Annotated in this window: 14 protein-coding genes; 9 read left to right on the top strand and 5 right to left on the bottom strand. The window is 65.1% G+C overall.

All coding sequences use genetic code 11. The annotated features are described in order from the left end of the window. Positions 1-3: 3 nt before the first annotated feature. Complete coding sequence (locus GGR36_RS16595; protein ID WP_183635899.1) at positions 4-870, bottom strand: YicC/YloC family endoribonuclease; 867 nt, start codon at positions 868-870, stop codon at positions 4-6. 114 nt (positions 871-984) lie between these two features. Between GGR36_RS16595 and GGR36_RS16590 the strand changes: the two genes are divergently transcribed. The 6 genes from GGR36_RS16590 (at position 985) to GGR36_RS16565 (ending at position 6,024) form a co-directional block, all read left to right on the top strand. Further along, a complete protein-coding gene (locus tag GGR36_RS16590) occupies positions 985-1,944 on the top strand; it encodes a serine/threonine protein kinase (protein WP_183635898.1) in 960 nt (319 codons plus the stop codon). Further along, complete coding sequence (locus tag GGR36_RS16585) at positions 1,941-2,858, top strand: PP2C family protein-serine/threonine phosphatase (RefSeq protein WP_183635897.1); 918 nt, start codon at positions 1,941-1,943, stop codon at positions 2,856-2,858. Before GGR36_RS16590 ends, GGR36_RS16585 begins: the two co-directional genes overlap by 4 nt. Next, entirely contained in the window at positions 2,855-3,580 is a 726-nt protein-coding gene (rph, locus tag GGR36_RS16580) for a ribonuclease PH (RefSeq protein WP_183635896.1), read from the top strand. The genes GGR36_RS16585 and rph overlap by 4 nt, the downstream gene beginning before the upstream one ends. A gap of 139 nt (positions 3,581-3,719) precedes the next feature. Next, positions 3,720-4,313: an RdgB/HAM1 family non-canonical purine NTP pyrophosphatase gene (gene rdgB / locus GGR36_RS16575; protein ID WP_183635895.1), complete on the top strand. Its 594-nt coding sequence runs from the start codon at positions 3,720-3,722 to the stop codon at positions 4,311-4,313. Positions 4,314-4,322: 9 nt separating this feature from the next. Then, positions 4,323-5,540 carry a radical SAM family heme chaperone HemW gene (hemW, locus tag GGR36_RS16570; protein ID WP_183635894.1) on the top strand — a complete coding sequence of 406 codons (1,218 nt, stop codon included), beginning with the start codon at positions 4,323-4,325 and terminating at the stop codon, positions 5,538-5,540. An 88-nt stretch (positions 5,541-5,628) separates the two neighbouring features. After that, the gene (locus GGR36_RS16565) at positions 5,629-6,024 is read left to right on the top strand and encodes a hypothetical protein (RefSeq protein WP_183635893.1); all 396 of its coding nucleotides are present in this window, start codon (positions 5,629-5,631) and stop codon (positions 6,022-6,024) included. A 99-nt stretch (positions 6,025-6,123) separates the two neighbouring features. Here the strand turns inward: GGR36_RS16565 and GGR36_RS16560 are convergent, their stop codons facing one another. The 4 genes from GGR36_RS16560 to GGR36_RS16545 form a co-directional block, all read right to left on the bottom strand. Further along, positions 6,124-7,878, bottom strand: a complete 1,755-nt coding sequence (locus GGR36_RS16560; RefSeq protein ID WP_221229595.1) for a DUF885 domain-containing protein — start codon at positions 7,876-7,878, stop codon at positions 6,124-6,126. 342 nt (positions 7,879-8,220) lie between these two features. Continuing rightward, complete coding sequence (gene hslU, locus GGR36_RS16555; RefSeq protein WP_183635891.1) at positions 8,221-9,555, bottom strand: ATP-dependent protease ATPase subunit HslU; 1,335 nt, start codon at positions 9,553-9,555, stop codon at positions 8,221-8,223. 74 nt (positions 9,556-9,629) lie between these two features. Continuing rightward, positions 9,630-10,169, bottom strand: coding sequence for an ATP-dependent protease subunit HslV (gene hslV / locus GGR36_RS16550; RefSeq protein ID WP_183635890.1), 540 nt, complete (start codon positions 10,167-10,169; stop codon positions 9,630-9,632). Between the two features lie 92 nt (positions 10,170-10,261). Further along, on the bottom strand, positions 10,262-11,455 hold the full coding sequence (locus tag GGR36_RS16545; RefSeq protein WP_183635889.1) for an STAS domain-containing protein: 1,194 nt from the start codon (positions 11,453-11,455) through the stop codon (positions 10,262-10,264). A gap of 290 nt (positions 11,456-11,745) precedes the next feature. On the opposite strand from GGR36_RS16545, the gene GGR36_RS16540 reads away from it, so the two are divergent. The 3 genes from GGR36_RS16540 to GGR36_RS16530 all read left to right on the top strand — a co-directional run bounded on the left by GGR36_RS16540 (position 11,746) and on the right by GGR36_RS16530 (position 15,443). After that, complete coding sequence (locus tag GGR36_RS16540; RefSeq protein WP_183635888.1) at positions 11,746-12,627, top strand: DUF6502 family protein; 882 nt, start codon at positions 11,746-11,748, stop codon at positions 12,625-12,627. Next, a complete protein-coding gene (locus GGR36_RS16535) occupies positions 12,624-14,474 on the top strand; it encodes a DUF5666 domain-containing protein (protein ID WP_183635887.1) in 1,851 nt (616 codons plus the stop codon). The genes GGR36_RS16540 and GGR36_RS16535 overlap by 4 nt, the downstream gene beginning before the upstream one ends. Before the next feature lie 105 nt (positions 14,475-14,579). Beyond that, complete coding sequence (locus GGR36_RS16530; protein ID WP_183635886.1) at positions 14,580-15,443, top strand: alpha/beta hydrolase; 864 nt, start codon at positions 14,580-14,582, stop codon at positions 15,441-15,443. The last annotated feature ends 48 nt before the right edge of the window (positions 15,444-15,491 follow it).

Genomic DNA, 15,491 nt, shown 5'->3' with positions numbered 1-15,491 from the left:
GGATTACTCGATGTTCTGGACCTGTTCGCGCATCTGCTCGATCAGCAGTTTCATTTCCAGCGCGATGCTTGAGAGCGCGCCGGACACGGCCTTGGATGCCATTGTGTTGGCCTCGCGGTTGAGCTCCTGCATCAGGAAATCGAGACGCTTGCCGGCTTGGCCGCCGACCTTCAGCACACGCTCGACCTCGTCACAGTGGGCCCGCAGGCGCGAAAACTCTTCGACCACGTCGGCGCGCTGGGCGAACAGGCTCACCTCCTGGCGGATGCGGTCTTCGTCCAGCGTCGCGACGGCTTCGCGCAGGCGTGTCGTCAGCTTTTCCTGGTACTCGGCCACCGCGGCGGGCAGGATGGGTTCGGCCTTGGCGACCAGCGCACGGATCGCCTGGACCCGCTCGAGAATCATCGCCGCGAGCTTTTCGCCTTCGCGCGCACGTGATGCGACCAGATCATCGAGCGCCTGCTTGACGAGTTCGCCCGCCGAGGCGAGCAAGCTGTCGAAGTCCGGCCCGCTCTCGCCGAGCATGCCCGGCCAGCGCAGGATTTCGCCCACCGACAAGGGCGCGGCATCGCTGAATCGATCGCGAATCAAGGCTTGCGCCGTCGTCAGCTGGTCGATCAGGGCAGGGTTGAGCGTGATCTCGGCCGGGACGGCCGCATTGGCCTGCCAGTACAAACGGCACTCGACCTTGCCACGCGACAGCCGCGCCGTGATCGCCTCGCGCAACGCCGGCTCGGCCAGCCGCAGCTCTTCGGCCATGCGGAAGCCGAGGTCGAGGAAGCGTGAATTCACGCTCTTGAGTTCAAGATTGAGCCGCGCGCGCCCGGCTTCCCGGGCACAGACCGCGTAACCGGTCATGGAATGAATCATCGGAAGCTTCCGGTCTGACGACTGCAAAAATGACAAATTCACGCAGCCGAATTGCAGGGGGGGGATAAAAAGCTGAAAATCAAGGCCCTTTCGCCGAATCATACGTGCGCCCCGATGCCCGCTCAAGCAAACTGCCCGTTGCCTTCCGGCTTTCAGTTGGAGCAGTACCGCATCGAGCAGCAGCTCAGCCTCGGTGGTTTTTCGATCGTCTATCTGGCGACCGACCCCGACGAAATCCCCGTCGTGATCAAGGAATACCTGCCGAATTCACTCGCGCTGCGCAAGGAAGGCGAGATCGAGCCGCGCGTGCCGGACGACCATCAGGCCGCCTTCCGCTACGGCATGAAGTGCTTTTTCGAGGAAGGCCGTGCGCTGGCGAGCCTCAACCACCCGAACCTGGTGCGCGTGCTGAACTTCTTCCGCGCCAACGGCACGGTGTACATGGTGATGGCCTTCGAGCGCGGCCGCACGCTGCAGGACTTCATCAACAAGAACAAGGGCGACATCCGCGAGAAGTTCATCCGCGGCGTGTTCACCCGCCTGCTCAACGGCCTGCGCGAAGTGCATGCGAACAAGCTGCTGCACCTCGATATCAAGCCCTCGAACATCTACCTGCGCAACGACGGCACGCCGGTGCTGCTCGATTTCGGCGCGGCGCGGCAGACGCTGTTCAACGACGCACCGATGCTCAAGCCGATGTACACACCCGGCTACTGCGCGCCGGAGCAGTTCCGCGACCGTGAGCATCTGGGGCCGTGGAGCGACATTTATTCCGTCGGCGCCAGCATGTACGCCTGCCTGTCGGGCGCGCCCCCGCAGCGATCCGACGAACGCATCAAGAAAGACCAGCTCGACGCCGCGCGCAAGCGCTGGTCGCAGCAATACTCAGCCCAACTCCTTGACACCATCGACTGGTGCCTCAAACTCGATCCGCTGGAACGCCCGCAAAGCGTCTATGCCCTGCAGAAGGCACTGGCGCGGCGGGTACGGCAGCCCAGTCCGGGAGACCCGGTCGAAGCCAACTGGATCGGCTCGATCGGACTCAAATTGCGGTCACTCATCTCGCGCTCATGAAATTCACCATCTATCAGGAAAGCCGGCCGGGCAAGCGCCGCTCCAACCAGGACCGGATTGCCTACTGCTACTCGCGCGACGCGTTGCTGATGGTCGTCGCCGACGGCATGGGCGGCCACCTGCACGGCGAGATCGCAGCACAGATCGCGGTGCAGTACATCACCGAGAGCTTCCAGCGTGAGGCGCGCGGCCAGCTGCAGGACGAGATGCTCTTCCTCTCGCGTGCGCTGACCAACGCCCACCACGCGATTCTCGACTACGCCTTCGACAAGAACCTGCCCGACCCGCCGCGCACGACCATCGTCGCCTGCGTGGTACAGAACAGCCTCGCGCACTGGGCGCACGCCGGCGACTCGCGGCTCTATCTGCTGCGCGACGGCCGCGTTGCTTTCCACACGCGCGACCACTCGCGGGTGCAGGTGATGGTCGAGCAAGGCCTGATCAAGGAAGGCGAGCAGGCCACCCACCCCTTCCGCAACCGTATTTTCAGCTGCCTCGGCGGCACGCATTCGCCGCAGATCGAATTCTCGCGCCGCACGCCGCTGTATGCCGGCGATACCCTGCTGCTGTGCTCGGACGGCGTATGGGGCCCGGTCGGCGCCGAAGAGGCCATCGCCGAAGTCGACACCCGCAACATCCTCGAATCGCTGCCCAAACTGATGAGCCGTGCCGAGATGCTGGCCGGCCCGACCGCCGACAACCTGTCGATTGTCGGCATGACCTGGCACGACGACTTCTCGGAATCGCCGCCAACAACGATCTCGACGATGACGATGCCGATGGACAGCTTCACGACCAAGATGGAAGGCTTCGCCGCCGGCCAGACGGCACCCGCCAACAGCGAATTGAGCGACGACGACATCGAACGCGCGATCGCCGAAATCAACTCTGCGATCCGGAAGTACACCAAATGACGAGCACCCGACCGAGCGGCCGCGCCGCCGACGCCCTGCGCGAAGTGCGCATCACCCGTGGTTTCACGCGCCACGCCGAAGGCTCGGTGCTGGTGGAATTCGGCGACACACGGGTGCTGTGCACCGCCAGCGTCGAGGAGTCGGTGCCGCCTTTCCTGCGCGGCAAGGGCGAAGGCTGGGTCACCGCCGAATACGGCATGCTGCCGCGCTCGACGCATACCCGCAGCGCCCGTGAAGCCGCCAAGGGCAAGCAGAGCGGTCGCACCCAGGAGATCCAGCGCCTGATCGGACGCAGCCTGCGCGCGGTGGTCGACCTCAAGGCGCTCGGCGAGCGTCAGATCACGCTCGACTGCGACGTGCTGCAAGCCGACGGCGGTACCCGCACCGCCGCGATCACCGGCGCCTGCGTGGCGCTGCATGAGGCGCTCGACAAGCTGGTGGTCGCCGGCAAATTGCCCGCCAACCCGATGCGCGAACTGGTGGCGGCGATTTCGGTCGGCATCGTCGATGGCCGCCCGGTCGCCGACCTCGACTACGCCGAAGACTCCAGCTGCGACACCGACATGAATGTCGTGATGACGGCCTCTGGCGGCATCGTCGAGGTGCAGGGCACCGCCGAAGGTGCCCCCTTCTCGCGTGCCGAACTGGACGCGCTGCTGGCCCTGGCGGAACGCGCCATCGCGCAGCTGGTCGAAGCACAGAAGCGGGCACTCGCCGGCTGACTTGTGTCTGCTGTCACCGCGCACGCCTGTTTGGCGGCGCAGTGTCGACCCCGCCATACGACCCCGGCTCACGCGCGGTGATTCGCGATCCGCGCGCGTCGACGCTAACTGAAGCAACCCATTCCGTGAGTGCTCCACGATGAAACAACTCGTCCTCGCATCCAACAACGCCGGCAAGCTGCGCGAATTCGCCGCGCTGCTCGCACCGCTCGGCATCGAAGTCCTGCCGCAATCGCGCTTCAAGGTGCCGGAAGCCGAAGAGCCCCACTGCACCTTCGTCGAGAACGCGATCGAAAAGGCGCGCCACGCCGCGCGACTCACCGGCCTGCCCGCACTCGCCGACGACTCGGGACTCTGCGTGGCAGCACTCGGCGGCGCTCCCGGCGTGCAATCAGCACGCTTTGCCGGCGAACCGAAGTCGGACGCGCGCAATAACGCGCTGCTGCTCGAAAAGCTGGCAGGAAAGGCCGACCGCCGCGCCCACTATGTCTGCGTGCTGGTGCTGGTACGCAGCGCCGACGACCCGCAACCGCTGATTGCCGAGGGCGAGTGGCACGGCGAGATCATCGATACGCCGCGCGGCGAAGGCGGTTTCGGTTACGACCCGCTGTTCCTGCTGCCGGATCTGGAACAGACCGCGGCGGAACTGGAGCCCGCGCTGAAGAACACCTTGTCGCACCGCGGCGCGGCCTGCCGTCACCTGCTCGAGCGGCTGCAGCGCAGCGCCGGCTGAGACGGGCGCATGAGTGAACGCCGCGTCATCCCGCTGGTATCGCGTCCGAAGGCGGTCGCCAGTGCGCGCCTGAGCGCACCGCCGCCGCTTTCCCTGTACGTGCATTTTCCGTGGTGCGTGCAGAAATGTCCTTACTGCGATTTCAACTCGCATGCGGTACGTGGGGGCATCCCTGAGCAGGCCTACCTCGACGCGCTGGTGGCGGATCTCGAGGCTGCGCTGCCCCAGGTATGGGGGCGCCGGGTGCAGTCCATCTTCATTGGCGGCGGCACCCCGAGCCTGATCTCGGCGGCCGGGCTCGAACGGCTGCTCACCGATATCCGCATGCGCCTGCCGCTGGCCGGGGACTGCGAGATCACGCTGGAAGCCAACCCGGGCACGGTCGAGGCCAGCCACTTCGCGGATTTCCGCGCGGCGGGCGTCACCCGGCTTTCACTCGGCATCCAGAGCTTTGACGATGCCTTTCTGGAGCGCATCGGCCGCATCCACGGCGGCAGCGAGGCACGCCGCGCTGCCGAACTTGCGGCGAAGCACTTCGATACCTTCAACCTCGATCTGATGTATGCCTTGCCGGGTCAGACACCGCAGCAGGCACTCGCCGACGTAGCGGTGGCACTGAGCTTCAGCCCGCCCCATCTGTCCTGCTACCACCTGACGATGGAGCCCAACACTGCCTTCGGCGCGAATCCCCCCGCCGATCTGCCGGACGACGATACCGGTGCCGACATGCAGGAGGCGATCGAGGCACGGCTCGCCGAGGCCGGCTTCCTGCACTATGAGACTTCCGCTTTTGCGCAGCCAGGCCACAAGTGCCGCCACAACCTCAACTACTGGGCGTTTGGCGACTATCTGGGCATCGGCGCTGGCGCCCACGGCAAGCTGTCGTCGCACACCGGCATCGTGCGCGAAATGCGCCACAAGCATCCGAACGCCTATCTTGAAGGGGTCGCTGCAGGCAACGCGGTGCAGGAAAGACGCGAAGTTGGCCTGTCTGACCTGCCCTTCGAGTTCATGATGAACGCCTTGCGCCTGACCGATGGGGTGCCGCTGAATTTGTTCGCCGAGCGCACCGGGCTGCCGCTGTCGAGCATCGAACCGACCCTTGTGCGCGCGCGGCGCGACGATCTGCTGGCGGTCGACAACGAACGCCTGTTTCCGACGCTACGGGGCCAGCGCTACCTCAACGCGCTGCTCGAGCGCTTCCTGCCCGATGAGCCAGGCGCCTGAAAGCAAATCGCCCCTGTTCGTGCAAACCGACACCCGCAGGCAAAGAGGCGCGCGCTAGACTGGGCTTCCCGCCATCGAGTCGCTTCACGTGCGCGTATTCATCGCCCTCTTCCTGCTGACCGCAGCCGCCGTCACCGGCCTCTTCGCCCTGATGCACGGCGACCCCCGCCCGCAACTCAAAGCCGCCGTCGAGCGTGCGACGCCCCCGATCCCCGCGCTGCCGGATCCGGCCGGCGTGGTGCAGGTGGAGCCCGCCCAGCCGCCCGGGGCCGGCATCCACAAGTGCGTCAAGCGCGGTCAGGTGGTCTACACCGATCAACCCTGTCCGAAAGACCACGATCAACGTGCGCTTGACCCGGAGCGCAGCCGCATCGTGACCCTGCCGGCGACGAAACCGGCGGCGCCCGCCGGCCAGAACGTCGCAAAGCCGGCGAGCGGCGGCCTCGATATCGCCGAAGACGGCAGCGTGCGACGCGCGCCATAGGCGCTCAAGGCCAGCAATGCTGACGCGCCTAATCGGTTGATCCTGGTTCCAGCGCGCCTGGACTGCGAGCCGTCCCGGCGACGGCCTCAAGATGCAAAGTCAGGGATTCGCCGTGCGCGCGATCCACTCGCGCAGCTTCTGTTCGAGCACCGGAATCGGCAGCGCACCATCGACCAGTACCTCACGATGGAAGGCGCGGACATCGAAGGCTGTCCCGAGGCGCTGCTCGGCAGCTCGGCGCAGCGCCAGTATCCGCAGTTGCCCGAGCTTGTAGCCCAGCGCCTGCCCCGGATCGGCCATGTACCGTTCGACCTCGATCACCGCATCGCCGTCGGACATGACCTGGTTGTGCTGCATGTAGGCGATCGCGCGTTCGCGCGACCATCCCATCGCATGCAGACCGGTATCCACGACCAGACGCGACGCGCGCAGCATTTCATCGTTGAGCTTGCCAAAGCGCTGATACGGATCGCTGAACAGCCCCAGGTCGCGACCCAGTGTTTCAGCGTACAGCGCCCAGCCTTCGGCGTAGGCGTTGTCGTCGCGAAAGCGCCGGAAGCGGGGCAGATCGGTGATCTCCTGGGCGAGGGACATCTGGAAATGGTGCCCGGGCGAGGCTTCGTGCAGCGACAGTGTTTCCATGCCCCAGATCGGCACCGCACGCAGATCGTGCGTGTTGATGTAGAACACGCCCGGCCGTTTGCCGTCCGCCGACGGTGCTTGGTAGAAGGCGCCCGGTGCGGCATTCGCGCGAAACGCCTCAATCGGCCGCACCTCGTAGTCCGCAACCGGCATGCGGGAGAACAGCTGCGGCAGTTGCGGATCGACACGACGCTTGATCGCCACGAAGCGTTCGACGATCTCTTCCGGCGTGCGGGCATAGAAGCGCGGATCGCTCGCCACATGCGCGAAGAAGGCCTTCAGGTCGCCTGCGAAACCCGCTTCCTGGCGAACACGATCCATCTCGTCGCGGATCCGCGCCACCTCGGCGAGCCCGATGCGGTGGATCTGTTCCGCGCTGAGGTCGAGGCCGGTATTCGCGCCGATACGCTCGCGGTACCAGGCGGCACCATCGGGCAGCCCGGACCAGCCGTCGCTGGCACGGCAACGCGGAAGGTATTCGTGTTCGAAGTAATCGGCCAGACGACGATAGGCCGGCAACAACTCGTCGCCGATCAGCTTCTCGTAGGCCGCAACGAGGCGGTTCCGATCCAGCGTCGACAGATCTTGCGGCAGGCGTGCGATCGCGCCGCGAAAGACGCTCTTGTCGAGCGGCGTGTTGGCGATCACGCGCAGCTGCGGCAGCACTTTCTCGGCGGCGCGGCGCGGCAGCGTGACGCCCCGCGCCACACCGAGCCGCATGTTGGCAATCGCCGCATCGACCCAGGCCGGGAATTCTGCGGCCCGCTTGAGCCAGGCTTCGTGTTGCGCGGTCGTTGCGAGCGGCTGCTGGCCTTCGCCCGACCCCAGCACCGCGAGATCGATTGCAACGCTGTTCAACTGGGTGATCGGCATCAGATGCGACGGGAAGCGCATCGCAGCGAGCGTGCGTTCGCAGTCTTCGATGAAGATGTCGAGCGTCAGCCGGTCGGCCGGCGACAAGGCCGCGCGTGGCAGCGCGCGCGCTGCGCGCAAGGCCTCCCGTTGCAGGTTTTCAAAACGCACCCGTTCGAGCGTCGAGGCCGGGTTGCCAAGGCGATCGTCATAGCGCGAATCGCCGATTGCGGTGGCAAACAGTGGTGCGAGTTCGAGTGTGCGTTCGAAGTGGGTTTCAACCAGTTCGTGCAACGCGTGCGCGGCTTCCGCCGCGGGCGGATGCACCGCTTCGACTGCTTGCAGGTGTGTGCTGAACACCGCGGCCGCAATCCAGAGTGCTGCACGCAGCCGTGTATGAGCTTTCAATGTGTGGGTACTCGCTGCTGATCAACGCCGCAACAATGGCGCGGCAAAGCGCGGAGCGTATCAGCCGAAGCCTGTGGCACGCCACGCAATCATCGCGACGCTTCAGCGTGGCGCGTATTTGGCACGCGATGGCCCAAGCAGGCCGACGCCCCCTTCGAACGATTCGTGTGCGAACGCTGCGTCATGCGCTTGCGGACGCACACCATGGAGGCCTCGGGTACCGGCGCGTCGTTTCGGGAGCGCCATGCGGCGCTCGCTCACCCGCAATCGCCACCGGCCAGCGCTACCAGCGGATCAGAGCACGTAGCGCGAGAGATCTTCGTTGCCTGCAAGCGTCTCGAGGCGCGCATCGACATAGGCGCGATCGATGCGCAAGGATTCCGTACCCGGCTTACCTGCATCGAAGCTGATTTCTTCGAGCAATTTCTCCATCACGGTGTAGAGCCGACGCGCACCGATGTTCTCGGTCTTTTCATTGACCTGGAAGGCGATCTCGGCGAGGCGTCGAATGCCTTCGTCGCCGAATTCGAGCTTGACCCCCTCGGTCGCAAGCAGCGCCTCGTACTGGCGCGTCAGGCAGGCGTCGGTCTGGGTCAGGATGCAGACGAAATCCTCGACCGAGAGCGAATCGAGTTCGACACGAATCGGAAAGCGGCCCTGAAGTTCAGGGATCAGATCCGAAGGTTTGGCAAGGTGAAACGCGCCGCTGGCGATGAAGAGGATGTGGTCGGTCTTGATCATGCCGTACTTGGTCGTCACGGTCGTGCCTTCGACCAGCGGCAGCAGATCGCGCTGCACCCCTTGGCGCGAGACGTCGGCGCCACCCACCTCCGAGCGCGAGGCGATTTTGTCGATCTCGTCGAGGAACACGATGCCGTTCTGCTCGACGTTCTTCACCGCGTCGAGCTTCACCTCCTCGTCGTTGACCATGCGCGCCGCCTCTTCATCCGCCAGCACACGCAGCGCCTCGCGGATCTTCAGCTTGCGCAGTTTCTTCTGCTGGCTGCCGAGGTTCTGGAACATGCCCTGCAATTGCTGGGTGAGTTCTTCCATACCCGGCGGCGCAAAAATCTCGGCGGTGGGGCCATGGGCCGATGCCTCGATCTCGATCTCCTTGTCGTCCAGCTCGCCTTCACGCAGCTTCTTGCGGAATTTCTGGCGTGTCGCATTGTCCTCGGCGCTCGCGGGTTCGGTGCCAAAGCCGACCGGACGCGCCGGCGGTAACAGCACGTCGAGTACCCGATCTTCTGCGGCATCTTCGGCGCGCGCGCGGACGCGGCGTGTCGCCAGTTCGCGCGCGTCTTTCACCGCGATTTCGACGAGATCGCGGATGATGGTGTCGACATCGCGGCCGACATAGCCGACCTCAGTGAACTTGGTGGCCTCCACCTTGACGAAGGGGGCGTTGGAGAGCCGCGCGAGTCGCCGCGCAATCTCGGTCTTGCCAACGCCGGTCGGCCCGATCATCAGGATGTTCTTGGGCGTGATCTCGTGGCGCAAGGATTCATCTACCTGCGCGCGGCGCCAACGGTTGCGCAGGGCAATTGCGACAGAACGCTTGGCGCGCGTCTGCCCGACGATATGCTTGTCGAGTTCGGAGACGATCTCCGGCGGGGTCATCTGGGTCATGTTCGTGCCTGCATGGCTGGGAAGGTGAGCGGGGCGCGCGGCCACTCCAGCTGGCCGCCAGCTACCCCCTTAACTCACCATTCCAGGGTTTCGATGGTGTGACTGTGATTGGTGTAGATGCAGATGTCGCCCGCGATTTCGAGCGACTTCTTCACCACTTCCGCCGCCGGCAATTCGGTGTTTTCAAACAAGGCGCGCGCGGCGGACTGGGCGAATGCGCCGCCTGAGCCGATCGCGCCAATGCCGAGTTCGGGTTCGAGCACATCGCCGTTGCCGGTGATGATCAGCGTGTGGTCCTTGTCCGCCACCACCAGCATCGCTTCAAGGCGGCGCAGCATGCGGTCGGTGCGCCAGTCCTTGGCAAGCTCGACGGCGCTGCGCATCAGGTGGCCCTGGTGCTTTTCCAGCTTGGCTTCGAAGCGCTCGAAAAGGGTGAAGGCGTCTGCCGTGCCGCCGGCAAATCCTGCAAGGACCTTGCCATGAAACAGGCGACGCACCTTGCGTGCGGTGCCCTTGATGACGACGTTGCCGAGGGTGACTTGTCCGTCGCCACCCAGCGCGACCTGGTTCGCGCGTCGGACCGACAGGATGGTGGTGCCGTGATATTGCTCCATGGCTCTTCCGGTAGCGGCCGTCGGGTGCGGCCCGTTCTACCAGTGTGGGGTCGCTGTGCCGAAACGCAAGCGCCCTGTCGCCGGTTCCTAACTTAGAGCGCGCGCACTTCCATGCTGGCGACCTGATGCACGCCCATCACCCGCAAGAGCGCCGCCACCATCGCATTGAGGTTGTGGAAAACGCACAGCTTGCCCTGTGCCTGAAATTGCACCAGAACATTGAAGAGGTTGCCGGCCGTCACGAAGTCCATGCGCCGCAGGCGGCTGGCATCGACTTCCACGGTGCTGCGGTCGGCGCCGTACTTGGCGAGCTTGCGAATGGCTTCGGCCTGCGCGGAGGTGAGGTCACCCTCCATCACGAAAGCAGGCGCTTCTTCTTCGATCGGCACCAGCTCAAGCCCCGGAGAACTGGTCGCCGCATCCGGCTGCTTCATCCGCGGACCGGGTTCGGCCGCCGGCGCTTCGTAGGAAGGCGGCGACTCTTCGAACGTAATCGCGTAATCGAGCGCTACTTCTTCAAATCGATCGACTTCAGACAGCGCCTGCAAGAGTTCGAGCACCATCAGCCAGATACTCTGGCCTTCGCGCCGCCCCTGCACCACCTGCCCTTCGATCATCGGCAGCATGTTGCGGGCATTGAGAAGAGACACCTGGACTCGCGCCTGGCGCAAGCTCCGCAAGCCGCGCACCAGAACATCACAACCTGCCTCGTCGGCGCCGCGCAGCTTGCCCAGATCGATCCGCAGCTTGCCGGCCTTGATCGCAATCTTGGAAATCTGTTCGAACTGGGGCCCCGCCGCTGCGCTCAAGGTACCGGTCAGGCTCACCGACGGTGTGGCGTCGCGCGAACTGGGTTTGGGCGCCTCGGCGCTTGCATCCGCGTCGCTCCAGATCGGCGGCGAGCGACCGAACTGTTCGGCATAGCCGACACCACGCGCTTCGAAGGGCTCACGACGGCCGGTCAGGCGATAGAGGTCGAAGAGCATGTGCCACAAGGTCTCGTTGCTGGCGGCACCTTCGTCGAGCGCGGCTTCGAGCACCGCGGCCGCTGCCTCGTCGCTGGCATTGGCGAACAGGATCGCGGCTTCTTCCACCGCCGGATGGTCGGCGTCGGTCAGCTCGTCGACATGGATCTTCCCCGCGGCGACCGCGAGTGCACGGGCGTCACCCTGGGTGAAATCCAGCGTCGAAGTGCTGTCGGACTTGGGCTTCGGACGCGCAGCGGCGGCATCGCCAGGCGCTGGTTCCTGCGGCTGAGGTCCTTTGCGGAAGAACGGGATGACCACGTTAGTTTGCTCAGAGTTGTCGAGAGAGGCCCCACCTCCTACCCTCGCACGGACGCATAGGATAGGCAGCAAACGCCTTCACTGCAAATGACGATACCCTAGACTGGCGGGCTTACCGAGTACTTGCACGAGAAAAATCTCAAGACGGGATGTGACTGATTTCACCTCCGGCATTCGGCCGACCTAATTCGAGGTGTTGCACGCGTTGCTTCAAAGCCGAGACGTCCTGTTACAACTTCGGTCATTCTATTCACTTGAAGTTTACGAAATATGGGAAATAATTCCATTCAATGACGAGCGAATCACATCGCCATCTGGACGAGGCCATGGACGCACCCACAGGACAACCCACCCGCGCTGACGTACTGCTCGACGAAGCGGAGCGCTTCCTGCTGCCGCTTGCGCGGCTGCTGATCGCCAATGGCGTCGGCTATCCGCAACTTGCCGCGCGACTCAAGGGCGTGTTCCTCGACGCAGCCCGCTACGAACTCGCGATGGCCGGCGGCCGGCAGACCGACTCTGCGCTGAGCCTGCTGTCCGGCGTGCACCGCAAGGACATTCGCGCAGCCAAGGCAGCGGAAGAGTCCGGATTCGGACAGAACGGCAAATCACTCTCACTCGCGGCCGAAGTATTTACGCGCTGGCTGCACGACCCGGCTTTCCGTGGTGTCGATGGCAAACCGCTCGAATTGCCCCGTAGCGGCCCCGCACCGTCGTTCGAAAGCCTGGTCGCCTCGATATCCACCGATTTCCATGCGCGCAGCATGCTCGACGAGTTGTTGCGGCTTGGCGTCGTGACACTGCAGGGCGAGGTGGTCATCCCCAGCGCGAACGGGTTCGTGCCGCGTGAGGGCTTCCGCGAACTGGCCTTCTATTTTGGCGAGAACCTGCGTGACCACATCGCTGCCGCCGCCACCAACCTTCGCGCGGCCGAAGGCGGCGCGCAACCCGTCTTTCTCGAACAGAGCGTTTTTGCTGACGGCCTGTCCGAAGCCTCGACCGAAGCGCTCGGCGAACTGGCACGCACGCTCTGGCGAACTGCGTTTGACCGCATGGTGACAGAGGCGGGTCGCCACTGTGACGAAGACACCGCGACGGCCGCAAACCGCCGCATGCGTTTCGGCGTCTATTACTACGCCGAACCGACGACACCCAAGGAGGACGAATCGTGAAACTCGGTATCAAGGGATGGCTCGCCGCACTGGCGACTGGTGTGCTGGTCGCCGCATGCGGCGGCGGGGGCGGAGGTGACTCCGGTGTCGGCTCGGGCGGAACCGGCGTCGTCACGCCACCTGGCTTGGCCAGCGGCACGGTGACCGGTTTTGGCAGCGTGATCATCGACGGCAACAAGTTCGATGACAGCGGCGCAACGATCGACATCGATCGTGATCCCTCCAGCCCGAGCGCGGGCACCAGCAGCGATGTCAAACTCGGCATGAAAGTGGAAACCGAGTTGTCGCCATCCGACAAGATCACGCACCTGACCGTGCGACCGGAACTCATCGGCCGCATCACCAGCGTCAGCGGCACCGGGTTCGTCGCGGCGGGCCAGACGGTGCTGATTTCAACCGACCCGGCCGCACCGACCGTGTTCGAGGGTGCCAGCAGCCTGGCGGACCTCGCTATCGGCGACATCGTCGAAGTGCATGGCGCACGCGACACCACCGGCGCGATTGTCGCGACGCGGGTCGAGCGCAAGGACCCGACCAGCGCGCTGCTGATCCGGGTGGTCGGAACCCTCGCCTCACTCGACGCCACCGGCAAGACCTTCAAGATCGGTGACCTCGTGGTGGACTACAGCGAGGCCACCGTGCTGCCGGCGGCAGCCACCCTTACCGAAGGGCAGCGGGTTGCCGTCTGGAGCAATGTCGCGCTGAACAATCTGGGCGTCATGAAGGCCAAGGTGGTGCGGATCAAGAATCCGACCGCCGCGGATGGGGCCAAGGTGCGCCTCGGTGGCTTGATCAGCGGCCTCGACACCACCGCAGTGAGCTTCAAGGTGGCCGGCGTCAGCGTCGACGCCAAGAGCGCCACCTTCGAAAAGGGCACGGCTGCAGACCTTGCCAACGGTCGCGCAGTGCGGGTCGAAGGCGTCTGGAAGGCCGGCGTGGTCGTGGCAAGTAAGGTGCATTTCATCCGCGATGAGGGCGATGCAACGGTCGACCTGACCGGTGCGATCACCGACTTCGTGTCTTCGTCGAGCTTCAAGCTGCGCGGCGTTCCGGTCGATGCGTCGGCGGCTACCTTCAGTGGTGGCACTGCTGACAACCTCGCGAACGGCGTCATCATCAAGATCGAAGGCGCCTACTCGGCAGGGGTAGTGAAAGCCACCTCGGTGAGCTTCTCGACGACACCGGACGGCGGCGTGCGCACCTTCCCTGGCAAGGTCGGCAGCTATGACGCCACCACCGGCGACTTCAAACTCACCGGTTTCGACGTCGCAATGCGCATTACCGACGCAACCACCTTCAGCAACGCCAATGGCAGCGCCGCGAGCAAGGCGGATTTCGTGATCGGCAAGCGGGTGCTGGTGCGCGGCAGCTTCGTCACCGGCGTGCTGGTCGCCAGCGAAGTGAAATTCGTGCCTGACGCCACCATCGGCGTAAAGCTCGAAGGCCTGATCTACGCACTGGACGCCACGGCAAAGACCTTCACGATCAATGGTGCGACCGTGGCGTGGGATGACAGCACCAAATTTGCCGACAACGCGAGCGCGAGCGACCTCGCCAACGGCGTCAGGGTCGAGGTTCGCGGCAAGGTGGTGGCGGGCAAACTGGTCGCGAGCAACATCGAGATCAAGCGCAGCGAGTTGCCGACGATCGGCGAAGTCAAAGGCAGCATTACCGACTTCGTCTCGGCCACCAGCTTCAAGGTCGGCGGCCAGAGCGTAACCACCACTACGAAGACCGTGTTCAAGGATGGCACCGTAAGCAGCCTGGCCAACGGCCGCGTTGTGCAGGTCAAGGGCACGCTCAGCGCAGGCGTCCTGAGCGCGGCAGTCGTCGAATTCGAGGACTGACGCGGCGCCCCGCCGGCGCTATCGGCCGGGGTGAGCAACAGGGTCGGGCGAAAGCCCGGCCCTTTTTCATTGCGGCCAGGATCGGTCTCTGGCAGTCTCGCGCCTATGCCCCTGGTATTTTTCCGGACCTTTGCAGCTTGGCTGCTACTCCTCGTCGTTCTACTCGGCGGATGTGGCGGCGGAGAAGCCTCGCCCGCCGCGCCACCGGACACATCGCCGCGCCAGCAGTTCTACGCACCCGGTCTGGCGGCCGACGTTTACCTGCCCGCGACCTTTGCTGCCGCCCGGCCGGCGGTCCTGTTGCTTCACGGCGGGGGGTGGGGGGCCGGTGACCGCGGCGAGTTTGCGGACCTCGCCCGCTGGCTTGCTGCACAAGGCGTGGTAGCCGTCGCTATCGACTATCGCCTGACCACGGCAGGCTATCGTTGGCCCGCGCAACTGGAGGACGCCCGGCACGCGGTCTGGTGGATGCGCATGCACGCCGGAGATCTCGGCATCGACCCGCAGCGCATCGCGGCACTTGGCGGCTCGGCGGGCGGCTTGCTCGCCGCCTGGCTCGCAGTGGATGACGCACACGATGCCGCCGGACGCAGCGATCGCGTGCAAGCTGCGGTGAGCTTGTGGGGCCCCTGGGACCTGACGCAGCCGGATGACAGCCTGCTGCCGGACGCGCGCGGCATGCTCGAAAGCCTGCTCGGGCCCGGGCGCCCGGGTGCCCGCGACGCCTCGCCCTATTTCCGCATCGCGGCCGACAGCGCACCGGTCTTGCTGGTGCATGGACTGGACGACCGCCTCGTGCCACCCATCCAGTCACAGCGCGCCTGCGCGCGTTATCGCGAACTTGGCGCCCGTTGTGATCTGCTGGAGCTCCCCGGCGAGGGACACGGCCTCGCCCGCAGCGAGGACGTGAACCGTGTCACAGAAGCGGTCAGGGCCTTTCTGGGCCGGGAACTGCTGGCGAGACGGTAGTCGCCCGGGCGGCACGCCACCGTCCGGTAGAATCCGGCCTCCACGCCT

Source organism: Niveibacterium umoris (genome assembly GCF_014197015.1).
GTDB classification, from domain to species: Bacteria; Pseudomonadota; Gammaproteobacteria; order Burkholderiales; family Rhodocyclaceae; genus Niveibacterium; species Niveibacterium umoris.
This window is presented reverse-complemented; position numbering and strand designations above follow the sequence as displayed.